This is a genomic window from Arthrobacter antibioticus (assembly GCF_030063205.1).
In the GTDB taxonomy this organism is placed as follows: Bacteria; Actinomycetota; Actinomycetes; order Actinomycetales; family Micrococcaceae; genus Specibacter.
In genome coordinates, this window is the sequence record NZ_JASISQ010000001.1 from 334,024 (window position 1) to 354,517 (window position 20,494).

The following is a 20,494-nucleotide window of genomic DNA, read 5'->3' on the forward strand; positions in this document are numbered from 1 at the left end:
GGCCGCTTAGAGACTGCCGAACTTATCACGCAGTTTGGCGAACATGCCGCCACTTGTGACTAGTTTGCCTTCGCTGTACGTTTCTCCGCGCAAGGCGGCCAGTTGCTTTAGGAGCTCTTCCTGGGCTGCATCCGGTTTGGTGGGCGTTTCAACATGCACATGGACCTTCAGATCGCCTCGACCGAACCCACGCAGATGTGTGACACCTAGACCGCGCAAATTAACCACTTCGCCGGCTTGTGTGCCCGGCTTGATGCTGACTGGTTGTTCGCCGTCGAACGTTTCAAAGCTGAGCTCTGTGCCCAAAGCCGCAGCTGTCATGGGGACACTGAGTGTGGCGTGCAGGTCATCGCCGTCGCGTAGGAATGCGGGGTCATTATTGACCTTCATCTCCACATACAGGTCACCGGCCGGTCCACCGGCAGGTCCTGCTTCGCCCTGGCCGCCAAGCTGAATACGTGTGCCGGTGCTAACTCCGGCCGGAACCTTTATGGTGAAGGAGCGGCGGTTGCGGACACGACCTTCTCCCATGCATTCATTACAGGGGTCAATGATCATGGTGCCAAAACCCTGGCAGGAATTGCAGGTTGCCAGGGTCATGACATTACCCAAAATGGAGCGCATGGGTCGCTGGATCTGGCCGCTGCCGTGGCAGACATCGCAGGTGGTGGGTGAGGTACCTTTGCGGCAGCAGCTGCCATCGCAGGTGGGGCACGTGATGGCAGTGTCAATTTCAAGTTTCTTATTGACGCCAAACACGGCTTCGCGCAGTTCAACACGTACCGTGATGAGGGCATCTTGGCCACGGCGCATACGTGATGCCGGGCCCCGGCCACCGCCTCCACCGCCGCCTCCGCCGCCTCCAAAGAAGGTTTCAAAGATGTCTTGGAAGGCGAACCCCTCGCCGCCAAAGTTACCTCCACCACCGCCGTTGTCATTGCCGTTTTCGTTGCCGGTGGTGTCATAGACACGTCGCTTTTGCGGGTCGGAAAGGACCTCATAGGCATGGGTCACTGCCTTGAAGCTGTCCTGAGCGTCCGGGGCGTCGTTGACGTCCGGATGAAGTTTGCGTGCCAGCTTGCGGTAGGCCTTTTTGATTTCTTCGGCTGTTGCGTCGCGGGCAACGCCCAATGCGTCGTAGTGATTACTCAAAATGTTGCTCTCTTTACGTGGAAACGGTGGCCGTTTAGCCGGCCAGAATTCTAGACAGGTACTGCGCTACTGCTCGCACACTTGACATGGTGTTGGGGTAATCCATCCGGGTAGGTCCAACCACACCCAGCTTGGCGCTTTCGCCGGGGCCGTAAATGCTTGCCACGACGGAGGCTTCAGACAGGGAATCATGGGGGTTCTCGCGGCCAATGACAACCGCCATTCCTAAGGTGTCCTGTGCCATAGCCTCAAGGAGTCGCAGTAACACCACTTGTTCCTCCAAGGCGTCAAGGACAGGACCAATACTCAGTGGGAAGTCATTGTTTGATCGGGCCAGGTTGGCCGTGCCCGCCATCACGATCCTGTCTTCGCGGGCGTTTTGAGCCAAGAGGACCAAGCCCTGTGCGAGCCTCGCCGCCGGGCCTTGTTCGGCACGCGGTACAGTCGCAGGAATTTTTATCGCCACGGCTGGGATCTTCGCTACTGCCAAGCCGTTGAGGCTTAGCAGAAACGCCTGCCGCAGCTGTGCCAGGCTCGCATCGTCAAGACAACTCCCGACGTCGATCACGTTTTGCTCCACTTTTCCCGAGGCCAGAATCAGCACAACAAGCACCTGGCTCGCGGCAAGGGCAACAAACTCAATATGACGGACAGTGGCTGCGGCCGAACGGGGATACTGGACAACGGCAACTTGGTTAGTCAGATGCGCCAGCGCACGCACCGTTCGCTCCAGCACGTCATCCAAATCCGTTGAGCCTTCAAGCAGGACAGATATCGCTCGACGCTCAGCAGCGGAGAGTGGCTTTACCGAGGAAAGCTGATCAACGAAGAGCCTGTACCCCTTGTCAGTGGGGATTCGTCCGGAACTTGTGTGCGGTGCTGCAATCAAGCCCTCTTCTTCCAAGGCCGCCATGTCGTTGCGGATGGTGGCGCTTGAAACACCCAGCTGGTGCCTTTCAACCAAGGCCTTGGAGCCGACGGGCTCGCGTGTATGCACATAATCTTCAACGATCGCCCGAAGGACCTCTAACTTACGTGGTTCGCTCATACCCATCACCTCCCTGTTTGCTGGCCGTCTAGACCCTGCTGTTTGTTGGTCGTGTAGACCCTGCTGTTTGTTGGCCCTGCTGTTTGTTGCGGAAGCAGGGACCACGTCTTCAACGTTGGCACTCTAGACATCCAAGTGCCAATTCTAATACTTTTACGCTGACCCACAAATGGCCGCAACCTCCACCAATGCTCGAATTGGTGCACTTCCACCGGATAGCATGGGTTTTCAGCGAGCAGCGTTCGCCATGAGCGTTGCATTGAACGTCGAGAGTTAGGGTTTTTTGTGCATTACAACCAGTGGGGCCCCCAAGACCTCAGCCCACCGCCCGCGCGCATCTTACGCCGAGTTGAGGCTCGCTCGGGGCTGGTTGTGGAGGAAGTGCCCTCCGGCTGGGTTGGGGCGGTGGTTCGGCTTGAGAAATCCGGTGGCATGCACATTGTCGAACTTGCCGACAGACGAGAAAAGATCCGCGCTTTCCCCCTTGGTTTCGGATTTTTGCTTGAGGGTGAGCCCATTGAACTCATTGCACCGGTGATCAACGCGCCCAAAGCGGCGCTGCGAACGGCTTCGGGCTCCGTTAAAGTTGCTGATACCCGAGCGAAAGTTGCCAAGGCCAGCCGCATTTGGGTTGAAGGTAAGCACGACGCCGAACTGGTTGAGAAGGTATGGGGTGATGATCTTCGAGTTGAAGGCATTGTGGTGGAACCGCTGCGAGGCATTGACGATTTAACAGGCGCTGTCGCCGAATTTTCCCCTGGGCCCAACCGTCGGCTCGGTATCTTGGTTGACCATCTGGTGCCCGGATCCAAAGAAACCCGCATTGTGGGAAATCTCATGAAAGTTCCACGAATGGCCGCCAACGTCTTAGTTGTTGGTCACCCTTATGTCGACGTGTGGCAGGCCATCAAACCATCGACCCTGGGCATTCCCGCCTGGCCTGTAGTCCCGAGAACAATGGAGTGGAAGCTAGGAATCCTCAAAGCCTTCGGCTGGCCCCACACAACCGCCGAAGACGTTGGGCTTGGCTGGCAGCGATTACTCTCCAAAGTGAATTCCTACTCAGACCTGGAACCTTCGCTGCTGGGACGCGTTGAAGAAGTCATAGATTTCCTAACGGCACCGGTACCCTAGTGCTGAGGCCTATTTCCTACAAGCCTTGGTATCGCCCGCTTTTTTAGTATGTTGAAAGGCTTGTCATTGTGAGTCAACCGGATAACCAAACCGATGCTGTCCGCGAACGGCCGCTCACGCCGTCAGAAGATAGGCAGTGGGCTTTCTTGGCCCACTGCGGCGGCATCCTTGGCTGCATTCCATCATTTTTGATCTACAAGGTCTTTGGCCCCCGTGGCCGGTTTACTGCACAAGAATCTTTTGAAGCTCTGAACTTCACGTTGCCACCCACAATTGCAGCCGTCTTCTTGAACATCTTGGCCCTGGTGTTTTCAATGTTCAACCCATCAGTGGGTACCATCTTCGCCCTACTGGCTCTCCTTGTATGGGCAGCCCTGACAGTCTTCTCAGTCATCGCTGCAATCCATGTCAACAAGGGCCAGCCGTACCGCTACTCAATGAACCTTCGTCTACTCAAATAGGTCCTCTGGCAATTAGCGGTGTAGGAAATCGCTAGTCCAGCAACGCCCTCGTGACAGCGTCACCCAAGAGACGTCCCTTCAGGGTGAGCACAAGTGTCCCGGCAAACGCTTTAATCGGATCTACCAGCTCCTGCGCGATGAGTCCCGCAACAGCTTTGCGTGCCGAAGCAGACAATGTCTTGATCTCCAGACCTTCCACTAATCGCGAAACCAGCATAATCCGTTCAACCTCGCGCGTCTGCGCATCGAGAGTTTCCCGGCCGGCAGCAGGGGATTCCCCTGCATCCAACCTAGTCGCATAGGCGGTTGGATGCTTGACATTCCACCAACGCACGCCACCCATGTGTGAGTGCGCTCCGGGTCCAATTCCCCACCAGTCATCACCACGCCAGTAGGCCAGATTGTGCTGGCAAGCATCTTCCGGGGTTCTTGACCAATTACTGACCTCGTACCAGGACATTCCGGCTTCCTGAAACAGGGCGTCAGCAAGTTCATACTTGATGGCGTGATCGTCGTCGTCAATGTTTGGTACCTGCCCGCGACGTATCTGGGCTGCGAGCTTGGTGCCCTCTTCAACGATAAGTGAGTAGGCGGAAATATGGTCAGGGCAATAACTCAACGCTGTGCGTACCGAGGTTTCCCAATCCGCGACTGACTCCCCCGGCGTGCCATAAATCAAGTCCACGCTGACCTTCAGCCCCACCTCACGCGCCCAGGCGACTGCCTGCGGGACTCGCTCCGGTTTGTGTGTGCGGTCCAGCACCTTCAAAACATGGGGCACAGCAGATTGCATGCCGAAAGAGACTCTGGTGAATCCGCCGTCGAACAGTTCCTGCAAGGACTCCCTGGTAACAGAATCCGGGTTGGCTTCGGTAGTCACCTCCGCGCCTGCCTCAAGCCCCCAGCGTGCGACGGCGGAATTCAGTACCCGGGTGAGGTCACCAGCGGGTAAAAGAGTAGGTGTGCCCCCGCCAAAGAAGACTGTGCTCAGCTTGCGCTGCGGCATTCCGGAAGCGGCCATGGCAAGAGCCGCGAACTCCACCTCACGCACGGCAGTGGCTGCGTACGCATCTTGCGAGGCTCCCCCACCCAATTCCGTAGCCGTATAGGTGTTGAAATCGCAGTAACCGCAGCGCACAGCGCAAAAGGGTATGTGCGCGTACAAACTGAACTTGCGATTCTGCACGCCGACGGCAGCTTGCGCGGGCAGGATCCCGTCGGCCGGAGCAGGGTCTCCGAGGGGTAAAGCGCTGGGTGTCACTTCTTTGACTTGTCCTTGGGTGCTTCGGCAGTTGTCAGTGCGGCAATGAACGCTTCCTGGGGAACCTCAACACGGCCCACCATCTTCATGCGTTTCTTGCCTTCCTTCTGCTTTTCAAGCAGTTTGCGCTTACGCGAGATGTCGCCGCCGTAACATTTGGCCAAGACGTCCTTTCGGATGGCCCGGATACTTTCCCGGGCGATGATGCGCGCTCCAATGGCCGCCTGAATTGGCACCTCGAACTGCTGACGAGGGATGAGCTCACGTAGTTTCCCCGTCATCATGACACCGTAGGCATACGCCTTATCTCGGTGAGTGATGGCACTAAAAGCATCGACCTGCTCGCCCTGCAACAGAATGTCTACCTTGACCAGATCGGCGGCCTGATCGCCGTCGGCCTTCCAGTCCAGCGAGCCATATCCACGAGTTTTGGACTTTAAAATATCAAAGAAATCAAACACGATCTCGGCCAGTGGCAGTCTGTACCGGATTTCAACGCGATCCTCGGAGAGGTAGTCCATGCCGCCGAGGATGCCACGGCGACTCTGGCACAGCTCCATGATCGCACCAACAAATTCCGTTGGGGCCAGAATGGTGGCCGCCACCATCGGTTCGCGTACTTCAGCAATTTTCCCTGCCGGGTATTCGCTGGGGTTCGTCACATGGACTAGTTTCTTATCCTCAAGAGTTACCTCATACTCCACGTTCGGAGCAGTCGAGATCAAATCCAGGTTGTGTTCGCGCTCAAGACGTTCACGGGTGATTTCCAAGTGCAGCAAGCCAAGGAAACCAACTCGGAACCCAAAACCAAGAGCCGCGGAGGTTTCCGGTTCATAGATGAGGGCAGCATCATTGAGCATGAGCTTCTCAAGTGCATCCCGCAGCACCGGATAATCTGTGCCGTCCATGGGGTATAAACCCGAGAACACCATGGGTTTGGCTTCCTGATAACCAGGCAACGATTGCGTTGCCGGCTTGTGGAACGTAGTAACGGTGTCGCCCACCTTAGACAGGCGCACATCTTTCACACCAGTAATGAGGTACCCCACTTCGCCAACGCCCAAGCCCTTGGAAGGTTTCGGTTCCGGTGAGCTGACACCAATTTCCAGGAGTTCGTGCGTAGCACGTGTGGACATCATCTGGATTTTCTCGCGCGGACTCAGGCTGCCATCGATGACTCGAACATACGTGACAACGCCACGGTAAGTGTCATAGACCGAGTCGAAAATCATGGCCCGTGCCGGAGCATCGGGGTCACCCACGGGAGCTGGTAAGTCCCGAACAATAAGATCCAGCAGGGCCTCAACGCCGACCCCGGTTTTACCTGAGACCATCAACACGTCTTCGGGTTTTCCACCAATGAGATTCGCCAGTTCCAACGCATACTTTTCTGGCTGCGCGGCAGGCAGATCAATTTTGTTCAAAACCGGAATGATCGTGAGGTTGTTCTCCATGGCCAGGTATAGGTTCGCCAAAGTCTGGGCCTCGATGCCTTGCGCAGCATCCACAAGTAAAATGGCACCTTCACACGCAGCCAACGAACGCGATACTTCGTAGGTGAAGTCAACGTGTCCAGGGGTGTCGATCATATTCAGGCAATAGGCCGTACCGTCCACTTCCCATGGGATGCGCACTGCTTGGGACTTGATGGTGATGCCGCGTTCGCGCTCAATGTCCATGCGGTCAAGATATTGCGCCTTCATGTCACGCTGCTGAACCACTCCGGTGAGCTGGAGCATCCGATCGGCCAGGGTTGATTTACCGTGGTCAATGTGCGCGATGATGCAGAAATTCCTGATGATCGCCGGATCGGTCGCGGCGGGCACCGGGGCAGTGCGGGCCATGGGTGACACTAGTGTTCCTTACTGTTGCGTGAGCGCAGGGACAGCGGTGGAATCACCGAACCGTGCAGGAGGTTGCGTCCGCACGTTCCACGTCGGACACTCATTGCCATCAAGTCTGCCATGAATACGTGCCGGGCACAGAACTGACGGGCCAAGCCAAGCCACCGGTTCACGTGCGATTATGCGTCATCACTGCAAGATACGCTCCCAGTTCAGCCCAAAGAGGCTCTCTTGTCGATACTGTAGAAACCATGCCAACCACATCCGAGCGCATTTTCCGTCTCCTCCGTTCACTGACGGGCTCACTGTTAAAGCCCGGCAAATCATTGCCTCCCAGCGGCAAGCCAAGCAGCTCTAGACGCACCACGCCAAGGGTCAAGCAGGCGGCGCCTTCGGCGTCGAACGGTGTTTTCACTGGACTTAGTGCACCATATCCAGGAGATTTCAATGGAAGCTCCACCGTAAGCTACTCCCCCGAAATTGACGGCGCTGCTGACCCCGGAGAGATCGTATGGACATGGGTACCGTATGAGGAGGATTACAACCAAGGCAAAGACAGGCCAGTCTTGGTAGTTGGCAAATCTGGAAAGCGACTACTGGCACTCATGCTCACCAGCAAGGATCACAGCAATGACCGGCGCGCCGACTTGGATTACATTGACATTGGTACCGGCGCCTGGGATAAACAAGGCCGGCCCAGCGAAGTGAAGTTGGATCGGATCCTGCAGGTCTCCCCAGCCGACATGCGCCGCGAGGGGGCGATCCTTGACGCTAAACGTTTTGCCGTGGTGGCCTCTGCTCTGAGAAAGCAGCACGGTTGGAAGTAAGCAAGACGGATACAGCACGGGAATCTGATAAGATTTATCACTGTGTGTGTTCGTGCAGGTCGGCGGACACAACAGCTTGACCTGACGTTCACCATAATTCGAGCATCCCCACGCCGCTGTCAACGGTCAAGCTACGCCCTCTACGACCGAATTTACGTATCAAAAGAGAGTTAAACAACGTGGCTAATATTAAGTCCCAGAAGAAGCGCATCCTCACTAACGAGAAGGCGCGTCAGCGCAATCTTGCGGTCCGCTCAGGAGTCAAGACCGCCATCCGCGCAGTTAACACTGCCGTGGCCGCTGGCGATAAGGATGCAGCTACGGCTGCACTGGTGAATGCAGGCCGCAAGCTGGACAAGGCTGTCGGCAAAGGCGTCTTGCACGCTAACAATGCTGCCAACCGCAAGTCAGCCATCTCCAAGAAGGTTAACGCCATCTAAGAGAAGCTGATCTGCTTCGCAACGCTGACGAAGGGACCCCACCATTTGGTGGGGTCCCTTCGTGTTTAGCGGGTCAGTTCTAACAGGAGAGCACTCACAGGCGAGTACTCAAAGGCTGGGGCCAACAGGCTAGGGCCCACAGGCTAGGGACGCGCCGCCGTGGCGATGACTGTCACAGCATGTTCCACCGCATACACCGGATCCTTTGCTGCGCCCTTAACCTGGGCGTCGGCTTCGGCCAAAACCTTGATGGCAGTTATCAAAGCCGCACCGCTCCAGTGTCCTGCATCCCGACGGGCCGAATCCACCTGCCAGGGAGACATGCCGAGGTCCCGGGCCAACTGGGCCGAACTACCCCGCAGTGAAAACACCTTGGCAACCTGGCGCACCTTCATTGCCAGGGCACCCACCAAGGGAACGGGATCCACGCCTGTTGCCAGTGCGTGCCTCAGCGTTGACAAGGCAACGGGGGCATTGCCAGCCAGGGCCGCGTCTGCCACGCGGAACGCAGTTGCTTCTACCCGGCCACCGTAATACTTATCGACGTCGTCGGTGCTGACCGTCCCCGTAGTATCGGTAATCAGCTGTGAGCACGCGGCAGCCAGCTCGGACAGACTTGCTCCAACTGCTGCAACCAATCCACGAACGGCTTGGGCGTCGATCCGCCTCCGGGCAAGGGAGAACTCTGCACTGACAAATTGGGTCTTTTCCGCGTCCTTCTTCAACGGCTGGCATTCGATCCGGGTAGCACCCACAACTTTCAAGGCGTCCAAGAGTTTCTTACCGCGAGTACCCCCACCATGGGCTAGCACAAGCGTAACGTCCGGAGCGGGGTCCTTGATGTATGTCAGGGCATCCAGCAGAAAATCATCATTCATGGTGGCAAGTGCACCCACTTCGATTAATTTCGGTTCGCTAAACAGTGATGGGCTGGCAACCATGCCCAGCTGACCGGCTGTGTAATGAGCGGCATCAAGGGAGGTCAGTTCCAACTCCGGGTTTTTCTCCCGTAATTTCTTGCGCACATCATCCACAGCCCGACTAGCAATAAAATCTTCGGGACCAAAGAGTAGCACCACTGGTGCTAGCGGAACGTCTCGCCAATCAGCACTATTTGTGGAGCGCTGTGTGGTTCTAGCTCCTTGGGTTGCTCTCGGTGCTGGGCTCACTGGTATGTTCCTGTCCATGCTGTATTCACAGCGTCTACTCTGCCACCCCTGCGCAGTATTCCCTATCCGCCCTTGCAGTATATCCGCGCCCTGTTCACAACCGAAGAACAGCTGCTGTCCACCACGCTGTTGTTGCCGCAACGAGGGTCACCAATACTCCAAAAACAAATCGTTTTGGCACAAAATGATCAATACAACCCAGTAGTCTCGTTTGAAGAACCGCTACTCGCTGCGTCTGGACAATACTAAACAAACAGGCCAATACTGCCATGTTCAAAACTGCCATGAGGATCACTCCCTGTGGACCTTCCGGCCAAGGAAGACTGGCTGCCGGCAGGGCTGACATTGTGCGCGCCACCCAACCAACCCACCAAGCGCCCGATCCACTAATGGCAGCACACAGCGCACCCACTGGTGGCAATATAGCCGCGCTGACCATGCCCAGGGTTCCCACAGTCGTCACCAGGGCCACAACAGGGGCGGCAAGCATGTTGGCAGGAATAGTGTACGGCGTGAGCCGAGCCTGCAGAAGGACAATGACAGGTGCACAGAACAGTTGTGCGGAAAGTGGAATAGCCACTGCCTGGGCAAGCCAGAGCGGCATCAGCACCGAAAGCCAACCCACACAGCGTCGGCCAACCAGATGTAGCCCCAAGGTAGCCAGCACTGACAGGATGAACGCATAGTCCACGGCAAGCCACGGATCAGCCAGAATCAGCACCAGAATACTTGCCGATAGCAGGGCACCAACACGTTTTGGCCGACCACTCAAGATAGCCATGGCTCCCATGGCACCCATAACGGCAGCCCGCAACACACTGGGATCAGGTCCAACCAGCAAAACGAACACCAGAAGTCCCGCACCGGAGACACCTATAGCAAGGAGTTGAGGCGTTCGCATAGAACGCAAGGCAAGCATCAGCGAGGCCAATACGAGTGTGCAGTTTGCGCCGCTGACGGCGGTCAGATGTGTCAATCCCACGGTTTTCATGGCGTCGTTGAGCTCGCTGTTCATACCGCCTCGGTCACCCATGACCATACCGGGCAGGAGTCCGGCAGTGTCTTTTGAATGGGTATCCCAGACACCGTGAACCGCCGATACCCACGCTTTCCGAATGGCGGCGAGCGAACGTTGGGCCCAACCTTTGGCAGCCGCCTGTGACTGTGGCCCCGTTGTAGGGTGCAGGATTCCAGAGACTTTCTCGCGCGCCTGCGCAGGAGCAATTCTTCCAGCTGTATCCGCCCGATCCCCTGGTTTTAGTTGCGCCCAGCTTGTATCTGCCATGACTCTGACAGTCATTCTGCCGGTAAGTACGCGTTGATGGGCACTGGCGCGAACAACGAATGCGTCAAAGGTAACAATCGGTGGGCCGTTGGCCGAGTCCAGCGTTCTCGGAGTTGTTCCCACCTCAAGAGTGAGCACCCAATCAGAACCGTCTGAGACCGCCAGTTCAAGTGGAGAGTTGGCGGCAGTGTAGATCCTTAAACCCGCAGACAGAAGCACGGCGAAGATGCACAGGCCAGCAAGCAGTACAGTGGGTCCGGATGCAGCAACGAAGGCAACGGGTACCCTCCAACCGTTCGGGCGGCGGTCCGTACGACTGAGCTTTGGACCGTTGCCTCGCGAGCCGTTCCGCACCAGCCATTGAACACTTGTGCTGACCAGCATTCCGCCACCTAAAACGATCACCCATACCAGGAGGATGCTCACCGGCGCTGCGATGGCGATGGCCGCTGTTGCCCAAGCAGCCACCACCGCAGGCAATAATCTGATGTCTGCACGGTGCGTTGGTTCCGCTGCGGCTTGCTCTGTATGGGCAGCAGCCAGCCTACGCTTCAGGTCTTCAACGTGCCGGCGCAGGCGCCAACGACGTCTTTTTGCCGGTTCGGAACCTACATCTCCCACAGCAGCTTTGGTAAAACGCGCCCACCGCGGCTCCCGCTCCCTCATGCTGCACGGCTCTTATGGCTAAGCCCATGTGGCTGCGCCGCAGTATTCCCGCGATGCGCGGTCATGACACTGTTACCAAATCCCGAAGCCCCGCCAGCAATTTGGCCCCAATCCCACTCACGGCGTCCAAAGCATCTACAGAGGAATAGCGTCCGTGATCTGTGCGCCAAGCCACTATCCTGTCAGCTAGCACCGGCCCAATACCGGGCAATGCGTCAAATTCTGCTGCCGTAGCGGTGTTGAGGTTTAGCAGTGGGGCACTGCCCACCCCTGGGTTGCCGAGAGGCTGTCCTACTGCTCCCGGCACATGAGCAGTTTCTGGCAGTTCCGCCACCCCCGGCTGTGCAGGCATGCTGGCCGCCTGCTCTTGCGTCAGAACGAGAATCTGCATACCGTCTGTTAAGGGCGCTGCCAGGTTCAAAGCAGACAACTCGGCTGTGGGGAGAGCCCCGCCGGCAGCACCCAGAGCCTGGAAAATTCTCTTGCCCTGCTCCAGTACGAAAACTCCCGGATTCTTGACTGCGCCGACAACGTGGACCACGAGAGAATTCTGCGTCTGCTGTACGTTTAGCCCTAACGGTGCCCCGGGCGTTGCCGCGGCGTCAGCGCCGGCACCAGTAGCCGGAATCGACGCACTTGCTCCAGCTGATGCTTTAGCCGCGTTCAATGACTCTTCTGAACTCACAGGGGATGGGCCATCCATGGCAGGGACCGCGACTTTGCCGCCATGTTCAGTAGATAATTCGGCGGAGGCTACCTGCACCCCGGCCGATTCAATCCACAGTATCCCCAGGGTGGCAGCCATCATGGCCAACACCACTACTATGGCACGCAGAGAAATTACCCATCTGGGTCCCCGCAAGGGCAAGCGTGCACCAACAACATGCGCGGTGTTTCTGGGCAAAGGCCCAGGCGAGTTAGACTCACCGCGGCCAGTGTTCTCAGCCCCGGTTGATCGCGTATTGAAGTCGTCGTTGGAACTACCCATAGACTAACGGTAGGCCGAGGATCGCCCACCCCGGCGGTGCTTTACTTGATCTGTCCTAAATCTGTGCGTAACTCATATTTTGTGCGCCGCTGTGGAGGAAAAGGTTAGTGCAGACCGGCTAATGGATAGTCGGGGTTCTGGATGTCCGGGGCGGCAGGAGCGTCCGCAACAACCACAACTAGTACGCCAAGGCCTGCATGGGCGGCCAGTACTGCGGGCAGACGCGTGAGAGTCACAGCAGCCAAACCGGGAAAGCGTACCGCCAAAGAATCCCCGAGTTTTTGGCCCTGGATCTCGTTGCCAAAATAGTGGACGCTAATCTGAGTGGCTTCATCCCCCCTTGCCGCGATATTCCCAGCTGCCAATGCTTCCAATCGAGCGATGGCTCTCGCCGCAGAGCGCACTTTTTCCAAGGGGACCACGGCGCCGTCCCTTATCCCCAGGATCGGTTTGATATCCAAAACTGTTCCCAGCCATGAAGATGCCATACTGATCCGTCCACCTCGACGAAGCTGCTCCAAACTAGGAACGTAAAAATAGACTGACGTTCCCACCACCGCCGCATGGGCAGCGGCCACAACCTCATCCGCCCCCGCACCGTGGGCAGCGGCAGAAAGTGCTGCCTGGACACCTCTGCCCTGTCCCATTCCCACAGTCCCAGAGTCAACGACGTGGACAGGGATCTGGACGCGGTCAGCACCTATCTGGGCGGCATCGAAGGTACCCGAAAGTTTGGTTGAAATATGCAACGACACCACCGCGTCAAAGCCTGCGTCAGCGGCGGCCTTGTACGCGCGCTCGAACTGCCCGGGCGATGGCCTCGATGTTTTCACTGACTTGCCCGCAGCCAAAGCCAGCGAAATATGCGTTTCCAGTTCTGCATCATCGTCTGAATAAACATTCTCGCCAATAATAACCGGCATAGGCACCACGTTCAGGTACCCGTTCTCGGCAAACTTAAGTACCCACTCAGGAGGCAGCGCTGCAGCCGAATCAGTGACGATGGCGATTGCCGGCCGCGGTGGTCCTGGAGTCTCATCGGCATCCGGTGTTTGCCCGATGGTTTTGGGAAGGAGACGTTGGAGATGTTGGAGCAGCCACGCACCTGCTGGCGTTTTCGTAGTCACAGCTTCCCTTCCCTTAAACAGTCCTTGGGCGTTCCTGACAAAAGTGCCTTCCCTGCCTCTGGCAGGGAAGGCACTAACAAGCAGTGGCTCTCCCCGCTAGGCAGGAACGATATTGACCAGCTTAGGCGCACGAACGATCACTGTGCGGATTCCACGGCCGTCAAGAACCTTTTGTACAACCGGCGATGCCAACGCCAACTCGCGCAGATCATCTTCAGAGATATCAGGTGACACTTCCAAACGCTCGCGGACCTTGCCTTGGATTTGCACAACGGCGGTAATGCTCGCCTGCACCAGAAGTGACTCATCGACAGCTGGGAAGCCAGCGTTCGCTACCGAGGCTGGATGGCCAAGAGCACTCCACATGTCTTCTGCGGTGTACGGCGCGAAGAGACTCAGAATAATAGCGACAGCTTCTGCAGCCTCTCGCACCGCGGGATCCAACGCACCAGCACCGGAATCAATGACCTTGCGTGTAGCATTTACCAATTCCATGATCTTGGCGACCACAACATTGAATTTGTGTCCTTCAAGGAGTGCCTTGGACTCGTGGACGGTCCTGTGGGTCAGAGACCGCAAGGAGGCGTCGCCAGCCAATACATCGGCGCCGGGCTCGCTGTTAACATCGTTACCCAAACGCCAAGCCCGTGCCAGGAACTTCGCCGAGCCCGACGGCGAAACATCCGCCCAATCGACGTCGTCCTCGGGCGGACCGGCAAAGACCATGGTGAGGCGGACGGCGTCGACCCCGTATTTATCCAGCTGCTCGCCCAGATCAACCCCGTTGCCTAGGGACTTACTCATGGCTTTGCCCCCGTTGAGCACCTGCCCCTGGTTCAACAGGGCACTGAAAGGCTCGGTGGCCTCCAACATGCCCATGTCGTGGATGACCTTGGTGAAGAAGCGGGCGTACAGCAGATGCAAAATGGCGTGCTCAACACCGCCGACGTACTGACCAACCGGCATCCAGTCATTGACCTTGGCCGGATCGAAGGGGCCCTGCGTGAACTGCGGCGAGACAAAACGCAAGAAGTACCAGGAGGAATCAACAAAAGTATCCATTGTGTCGGTGTCACGCTTGGCTGCCCCGCCGCACGTGGGGCAAGCAACGTTGACCCAATCCGTGGCAGCCGCCAGCGGGGAGGTGCCCTTGGGTGAGAGGTCCTCGCCGCGCAGGTTCTCCGGCAGGCGGACAGGTAGTTGCTCGTCAGGAACCGGGACCTCACCGCAAGCGGCACAATGAATGATGGGAATCGGGGTGCCCCAGAAACGCTGGCGTGAGAGCAACCAGTCACGAAGACGGAAGTTCACAAACTTCTCACCCGTGCCCAGTTTCTCCAAAATTTCAATTGCCGCGGGGATGGCCTCAGACTTCGAGAGCCCGCTGAGCTCCCCGGAATTCATCAAGGTACCCTCACCCGTGCTGGCGATGCCACTTTGAGCGGGATCTTCCATGCCTGTGTCCAAGACTGCCCGCACTGGCAACTTGAAGGCCTTAGCGAAGTCCAGGTCACGCTGGTCGTGTGCGGGAACGGCCATAATGGCGCCCGTGCCGTAATCAGCCAGGACGTAATCAGCCGCCCACACCGGCAGCTTTTCACCCGTGAGCGGGTTAATAGCGTAGCGGCCAGTGAACACGCCGGACTTCGGGCGTTCCGTTGACTGGCGCTCAATGTCACTAAGTGCCTTGACTTGTTCACGGTATTCGCTCAATGCCTCAGCGTTCTCGGCCGTGACAAGATCCAGAGCCAACGGAGCATCAGCTGCAACCACAAAGAACGTCGCCCCGTAGAGGGTGTCCGGACGGGTGGTAAAAACTTTCAGTTCCTGCTCAGGTTTCTGCTCCCCCGCAGCTTCAATCAAAAATGTGACGTGAGCGCCTTCGGAGCGACCAATCCAGTTTTTCTGCATAGCCAGGACACGGTCAGGCCAGTGCCCCTTCAGCGCGTCCATGTCATCCAAGAGTCGATCGGCGTAATCAGTGATCTTGAAATACCACTGGTTCAGGGACTTCTTAGTCACAACTGTGCCGCAGCGCTCACAGGCACCACCAACAACTTGTTCGTTAGCTAGGACCGTCTGGTCCTTGGGGCACCAGTTAACGGGTGAGTTCTTCCTATACGCCAGTCCACGCTCATGAAAGCGTTTAAACAACCACTGGGTCCACCGGTAGTACTCCGGGTCAGAGGTCTGCAGCCGCCGTGACCAATCAACCGAGATGGCGTAGCGCTTGAACGACTCGGCCTGCGTGTCAATGTTCGCATACGTCCACTCGCTGGGGTGAGCATTGCGTTTAATCGCAGCATTCTCGGCAGGCAACCCAAAAGAGTCCCAACCGATCGGGTGCAGGACGTCGTAGCCCAGCTGACGCCAGTAGCGTGAAACAACGTCGCCCATGGCAAACGCTTCAGCATGGCCCATGTGCAGGTCCCCGGAAGGATACGGGAACATATCCAGGACGTAGCGGCGTTCCTTGGATCCGTCATCAAGTGGAGCAAAAACGTTCAGTTCATCCCAGACGGCCGGCCATTTGGCTTCCATCGAGGTGAAACTGTAGACGCCCTCTTCGCTGTTCTCTTCAGTCTGGGACTGCACGCTCACGTACCCTGCCTTTTCATTCATCTATGGCTTATTGCACTTTCCGGCCCTTTACACGCAAAAGCCCCTCGACGTAGCAAGGGGCGCACCGCAACACTTGTTGCGGTTAGCTAAGGAGGAGAAGTTTGTGCACACCCTTACTTTACCGCACCTTCAAAGTTGACCAGCGCGCCTGCACACCGTTAACGACGAATATGGCGCAGCAAGCACTGCTGCGCCATATTCGATCTCAACCATGCGCAGATGCGAGGTTGGGGTGCTACTTGGTGCTTGTTACTTCACGTCCTCGTCAACCCAGTCCATGGACTTGGTGACAGCCTTCTTCCAGAGACGCATCTGACGGTCACGCTCAGATGATTCCATGTTCGGTTCCCAGCGCTTATCTTCAGACCAGTTCGAGGACAGCTCGCCGAGGTCTTTCCAGAAACCAACAGCCAGGCCGGCTGCATAGGCAGCACCCAGAGCCGTGGTCTCGGTGACCTTGGGACGGATCACCGGAACGCCAAGAATATCAGCCTGGAACTGCATGAGCGCGTCGTTGGCGACCATTCCGCCGTCGACCTTCAACTCAGTCAGGTCAACACCAGAGTCAGCATTGACGGCATCAAGTACTTCGCGCGTCTGGAATGCTGTTGCTTCCAGCGCAGCCCGGGCAATATGGTTTTTGTTCACAAAGCGGGTGAGGCCAACAATGGCGCCGCGAGCATCTGAACGCCAGTACGGTGCAAACAGACCGGAGAACGCGGGGACAATGTAAACGCCACCGTTGTCCTCTACTGCCGCAGCCAACTCCTCAACTTCAGGTGCAGACTTGATCATCCCGATGTTGTCACGCAACCACTGGATCAGGGACCCGGTGACGGCGATTGAACCTTCAAGTGCGTAGTGCGGGGCAGCATCGCCAAGCTTGTAGCCAAGCGTGGTGAGCAGGCCGTTCTTCGAGTGGACAATTTCCTCGCCCGTGTTGAAGATCAGGAAGCAACCCGTGCCATAAGTGTTCTTGGCTTCACCAGTCTTGAACGCCGCCTGACCGAAGGTGGCAGCCTGCTGATCGCCAAGGATGCCGGCTACGGGAACTTCGCGCAGCAGCTGGCTGCCGTGGACGTGGCCGTAAACCTCAGAGGATGACTTGATGGCAGGCATCATTGACTTCGGAACACCGAAGATCTCGAGAATCTCTTCGTCCCACTGCAGCGTTTCCAGATCCATGAACAGTGTGCGTGATGCATTGGTGACATCGGTGATGTGCACACCCCCATCAATGCCACCGGTCAGGTTCCAAGTAACCCAGCTATCGGTGTTGCCGAAGAGGAGATCCCCAGCTTCTGCCTTGGCGCGGGCACCCTCAACGTTGTCAAGGATCCACTTGATCTTGGTACCTGAGAAGTAGGTAGCCAGCGGCAAGCCAACCTTGGACTTGAAACGCTCAACGCCACCGTCGGCAGCCAGTTCATCAACGATCGGCTGTGTGCGGGTGTCCTGCCACACGATGGCGTTGTATACGGGAACGCCAGTGTTCTTGTCCCAAACAACCGCGGTTTCACGCTGGTTGGTGATGCCAACTCCGACAATGTCGTGACGGGTCAAGTTGGCTTGTGCCAACGCAGTACCAATCACTTCGCGAATATTGTTCCAGATCTCTGTCGCGTTGTGCTCAACCCAGCCTGCCTTGGGGAAAATCTGCTCGTGTTCAAGCTGCCCCGTGGAAACAATGTTCCCGTCGTGGTCAAACACAATGGCACGGCTGCTGGTAGTTCCTTGATCAATGGCAATTACATACTGAGACATCATTGTTTCCTTTGCTTGTGATTCGTTTTAAGAACACATTGGTGAGTGGATTAGCCCACTACCAGCGGCAGCGCTGCTGCCACACCGCCACCCAAAGCTCCACCAATCATCGGTCCTACAACCGGTACCCAGGCGTAGCTCCAGTCACTTGAGCCCTTGCCCTTGATGGGCAGCAATGCGTGGGCAATACGCGGGCCAAGGTCACGAGCAGGGTTGATGGCGTAACCGGTAGGTCCACCGAGTGAAGCACCGATTCCAACAACCAGCAAGGCCACCGGCAACGCGCCAAGTTCGGCTGGGCCATTTGAGAAGTGAAGGATAACAAATACAAGAACGAAGGTACCGATGACTTCAGTGGCAACGTTCCAGCCGTAGCTGCGGATGGCAGGACCTGTGGAGAATACGCCCAGTTTGGTGGCTGCATCCGGTTCGCTATCGAAGTGCTGCTTGTAGGCGATGTAGCAGAACACCGCACCGATAATGGCACCAACCATTTCGCCACCGAAGTAGGTCATGGTAGATGCGAACGTTACTGCCACATCCGGGGCATACTCGGCTTTGCCGTTGGCCAGTAGACCAATCGTGACTGCCGGGTTGAGGTGGGCACCTGACTTCGCGGCAACAAATACACCTGCGAATACGGCCAAGCCCCAGCCCCAGTTGACGAGAAGAAAACCGCCGGAATTACCCTTGGTTCCTTTCAGTGCAACGTTTGCAACGACACCGCAACCCAACAGGGTGAGCATCATGGTTCCCATCACTTCGGATGCGAAGACTATTCCAAGAGACATCTTTGACTCCAACTGGTTATTTTTACATGAAAGGGCCAGCCCGTATTGACTGGCCCTCTTGAGCCCCCTTCGCCCTAGGGGCTTAGGCAATCAAGCTTTCTACCTGGACACCGTGATAACGCGCCAGCACATCGATGGCGTGATCAATTTCCTGCGCTACCTTCTCTTTGTTCCAGCCCAGTGGCTTGGCAAGGGCTGCCGCCGTCTCTGCCAGCAGTTCACTGGTGACAAGACCACGGAACGCCAGAGAGGTGCGGCGGATCATGACATCGATGAGGTGTCCAATTTGTTCGTTCTCAACCATGAAGAGCACTTCGCGGTCGCTGAGCTCATCCGTAGAGTCAAACACCGTGTCTTCACCGTCGTTCAAGAAAGCCAACACCTCTTCGGCACGGGTGCCGTAACGGGTCAGCAATACCCCTGATCGGGCCGCGTCGACTGATCCGCTGGTGTGCGAGGCAATCCAGGCTTCAACGCCCTCACTGGTTGCGGGGAAGTTCACGCCGCCACCGATGGGTAGCTTGGCTGTGGAAGTTTTCCGAGCAGACCCCAGAATGGCCAGTACGTCATTGGCCATGTGCTCGGACAGGGCACGGAAGGTTGTCCACTTACCGCCAACCAGGCTCAAGACGGGCACCGATGAACCGCCAATGGTGCGCTCTGCTCGCTCAATGCGGTAATCGCGGGACACGAAGCCCGGCGCTGTTTCATCGTGGCGAGGTAGTGGGCGAACACCCGAGAAGCTATAGACGATGTCATCGCGGGTCACCAGGACCCTGGGGAAGACATGGCCAATCAGGTCGAAGAAGTAATCGATTTCAGTTTCTGTGCAGACAGCATCCTTGGTCATATCCGCATCAACATCTGTTGTCCCCACGAGAACTCGGTCACCCATGGGGTAGATCAGAACTATGCGGCCATCAGTGTGCTCAAAGAATATTTCACGTCCATTGCAGGCGGCCAGCAGACCCGGGTGGTCCAGCACAATGTGCGAGCCTTTAGTACCGCCCATGAAACGAGAGGCTTTGCCCATGGCGCTGTTGGTCATATCAACCCAAGCACCAGTGGTGTTGACAATGACGTCAGCTGTGAACGTAAACGTCTCACCTGTCAGCTGATCGGTAACTTCCACACCCTTGTCATTAACTGCAGTGACACCAACGTAGTTGCTGGCACGGGCGTGCTCGGTACCGTCCGCTGCCGTTCCGGCCTTCTCCCCGTCTTGCAGGACGTCAAGGGTGAGTCGTTCCGGGTTGTGCACAGACGCGTCGTAGTAAGTTGCTGCGTACTTCAGGTTCGCCGGCAGCTGGGGAAGCTCGGCAAGAGCCTTCTTGCGGCCCTTGAATTCATGCCGAGGGACGGTCCCACCGTCGCGAGAGAACGCGTCATAAAGTGTTAGGCCCGCCTTGATTAGGAATGCTCCACGCTCCTGAGGCTTGCCCTGCTTGTGAGTTAGGAAGCGAATGGGGGCGCTTAGAATCCCTGAGAAGGTGCTGAAGATGGGGATGGTTGTCTGCAACGGCTTAACGTAATGCGGTGCGATCTTCAGCAACCCGTTGCGCTCTTCGACAGATTCCTTCACAAGGCGGAATTCACCATTCTCAAGGTAACGGATACCGCCGTGGATCATGTGGGAAGAGGCGCCGGAGGCTCCTTGGCAGAAGTCTCCCCGTTCAACGAGGGCAACATCAATACCTTGCAGCGCCAAATCACGGAACGTGCCAACACCATTGATGCCGCCGCCAATGATCAAAACCTGAGCGTGCGGGCGCTTCTTCAGCGCCTCCACTTCTGCACGAACTACGGGGTGCTGGTCCTGGGATTCTTGATTCTTGCCACTGCTGCCGACGATACTCATTTTGACCTCGTTCGAGTCCCGTTGTGTTGCGCGTTTAGCGCCTGTTCCCACTATTGT

Annotated in this window: 16 protein-coding genes; 4 read left to right on the top strand and 12 right to left on the bottom strand. The window is 57.1% G+C overall.

Translation table 11 applies throughout. The features are described 5' to 3' along the window. Positions 1–6: 6 nt before the first annotated feature. Both dnaJ and hrcA read right to left on the bottom strand, forming a co-directional pair. Positions 7–1,152: a molecular chaperone DnaJ gene (dnaJ, locus tag QMG40_RS01580; RefSeq protein WP_283527225.1), complete on the bottom strand. Its 1,146-nt coding sequence runs from the start codon at positions 1,150–1,152 to the stop codon at positions 7–9. Positions 1,153–1,186: 34 nt separating this feature from the next. Further along, positions 1,187–2,200 (bottom strand): heat-inducible transcriptional repressor HrcA, encoded by a 1,014-nt coding sequence (gene hrcA / locus QMG40_RS01585; RefSeq protein WP_283527227.1) that lies wholly within the window; start codon positions 2,198–2,200, stop codon positions 1,187–1,189. A 285-nt stretch (positions 2,201–2,485) separates the two neighbouring features. Between hrcA and QMG40_RS01590 the strand changes: the two genes are divergently transcribed. Both QMG40_RS01590 and QMG40_RS01595 read left to right on the top strand, forming a co-directional pair. After that, positions 2,486–3,334, top strand: coding sequence for a DUF3097 domain-containing protein (locus tag QMG40_RS01590; RefSeq protein WP_283527228.1), 849 nt, complete (start codon positions 2,486–2,488; stop codon positions 3,332–3,334). Positions 3,335–3,402: 68 nt separating this feature from the next. Further along, positions 3,403–3,795 (top strand): DUF4870 domain-containing protein, encoded by a 393-nt coding sequence (locus QMG40_RS01595; RefSeq protein WP_283527231.1) that lies wholly within the window; start codon positions 3,403–3,405, stop codon positions 3,793–3,795. 31 nt (positions 3,796–3,826) lie between these two features. On the opposite strand, the gene hemW is transcribed toward QMG40_RS01595, so the two are convergent. Beyond that, positions 3,827–5,056: a radical SAM family heme chaperone HemW gene (gene hemW / locus QMG40_RS01600; RefSeq protein WP_283527233.1), complete on the bottom strand. Its 1,230-nt coding sequence runs from the start codon at positions 5,054–5,056 to the stop codon at positions 3,827–3,829. Continuing rightward, positions 5,053–6,909 carry a translation elongation factor 4 gene (lepA, locus tag QMG40_RS01605; RefSeq protein WP_283527235.1) on the bottom strand — a complete coding sequence of 619 codons (1,857 nt, stop codon included), beginning with the start codon at positions 6,907–6,909 and terminating at the stop codon, positions 5,053–5,055. The genes hemW and lepA overlap by 4 nt, the downstream gene beginning before the upstream one ends. A 242-nt stretch (positions 6,910–7,151) precedes the next feature. Here lepA and QMG40_RS01610 point away from each other — a divergent pair, with 242 nt between their 5' ends. Next, on the top strand, positions 7,152–7,727 hold the full coding sequence (locus QMG40_RS01610) for a type II toxin-antitoxin system PemK/MazF family toxin (RefSeq protein WP_283527237.1): 576 nt from the start codon (positions 7,152–7,154) through the stop codon (positions 7,725–7,727). A 179-nt stretch (positions 7,728–7,906) separates the two neighbouring features. Beyond that, positions 7,907–8,167, top strand: coding sequence for a 30S ribosomal protein S20 (gene rpsT, locus QMG40_RS01615; protein ID WP_283527239.1), 261 nt, complete (start codon positions 7,907–7,909; stop codon positions 8,165–8,167). 143 nt (positions 8,168–8,310) lie between these two features. On the opposite strand, the gene holA is transcribed toward rpsT, so the two are convergent. From holA to QMG40_RS01655, 8 genes are all read right to left on the bottom strand, one after another. Beyond that, positions 8,311–9,336, bottom strand: a complete 1,026-nt coding sequence (holA, locus tag QMG40_RS01620; protein WP_283527241.1) for a DNA polymerase III subunit delta — start codon at positions 9,334–9,336, stop codon at positions 8,311–8,313. A gap of 94 nt (positions 9,337–9,430) precedes the next feature. Next, a complete protein-coding gene (locus tag QMG40_RS01625) occupies positions 9,431–11,287 on the bottom strand; it encodes a ComEC/Rec2 family competence protein (protein ID WP_283527243.1) in 1,857 nt (618 codons plus the stop codon). 61 nt (positions 11,288–11,348) lie between these two features. Further along, complete coding sequence (locus QMG40_RS01630; protein ID WP_283527245.1) at positions 11,349–12,275, bottom strand: ComEA family DNA-binding protein; 927 nt, start codon at positions 12,273–12,275, stop codon at positions 11,349–11,351. A gap of 104 nt (positions 12,276–12,379) precedes the next feature. Next, on the bottom strand, positions 12,380–13,402 hold the full coding sequence (locus tag QMG40_RS01635) for a DegV family protein (RefSeq protein WP_283527247.1): 1,023 nt from the start codon (positions 13,400–13,402) through the stop codon (positions 12,380–12,382). A gap of 96 nt (positions 13,403–13,498) precedes the next feature. Next, positions 13,499–16,003, bottom strand: coding sequence for a leucine--tRNA ligase (gene leuS, locus QMG40_RS01640; RefSeq protein ID WP_459252939.1), 2,505 nt, complete (start codon positions 16,001–16,003; stop codon positions 13,499–13,501). Positions 16,004–16,273: 270 nt separating this feature from the next. Next, complete coding sequence (gene glpK, locus QMG40_RS01645; protein ID WP_283527252.1) at positions 16,274–17,788, bottom strand: glycerol kinase GlpK; 1,515 nt, start codon at positions 17,786–17,788, stop codon at positions 16,274–16,276. 50 nt (positions 17,789–17,838) lie between these two features. After that, positions 17,839–18,579 (bottom strand): MIP/aquaporin family protein, encoded by a 741-nt coding sequence (locus tag QMG40_RS01650; RefSeq protein ID WP_283527255.1) that lies wholly within the window; start codon positions 18,577–18,579, stop codon positions 17,839–17,841. Between the two features lie 82 nt (positions 18,580–18,661). Next, complete coding sequence (locus tag QMG40_RS01655) at positions 18,662–20,437, bottom strand: glycerol-3-phosphate dehydrogenase/oxidase (protein WP_283527257.1); 1,776 nt, start codon at positions 20,435–20,437, stop codon at positions 18,662–18,664. Positions 20,438–20,494 lie beyond the last annotated feature (57 nt).

Coding starts and splice junctions, on each gene's coding strand:
- QMG40_RS01655 (WP_283527257.1), bottom strand. CDS start 20,437: ATGAGTATCGTCGGCAGCAGTGGCAAGAATCAAGAATCCCAGGACCAG.
- glpK (WP_283527252.1), bottom strand. CDS start 17,788: ATGTCTCAGTATGTAATTGCCATTGATCAAGGAACTACCAGCAGCCGT.
- QMG40_RS01610 (WP_283527237.1), top strand. CDS start 7,152: ATGCCAACCACATCCGAGCGCATTTTCCGTCTCCTCCGTTCACTGACG.
- hrcA (WP_283527227.1), bottom strand. CDS start 2,200: ATGAGCGAACCACGTAAGTTAGAGGTCCTTCGGGCGATCGTTGAAGAT.
- QMG40_RS01650 (WP_283527255.1), bottom strand. CDS start 18,579: ATGTCTCTTGGAATAGTCTTCGCATCCGAAGTGATGGGAACCATGATG.
- QMG40_RS01625 (WP_283527243.1), bottom strand. CDS start 11,287: ATGAGGGAGCGGGAGCCGCGGTGGGCGCGTTTTACCAAAGCTGCTGTG.
- QMG40_RS01630 (WP_283527245.1), bottom strand. CDS start 12,275: ATGGGTAGTTCCAACGACGACTTCAATACGCGATCAACCGGGGCTGAG.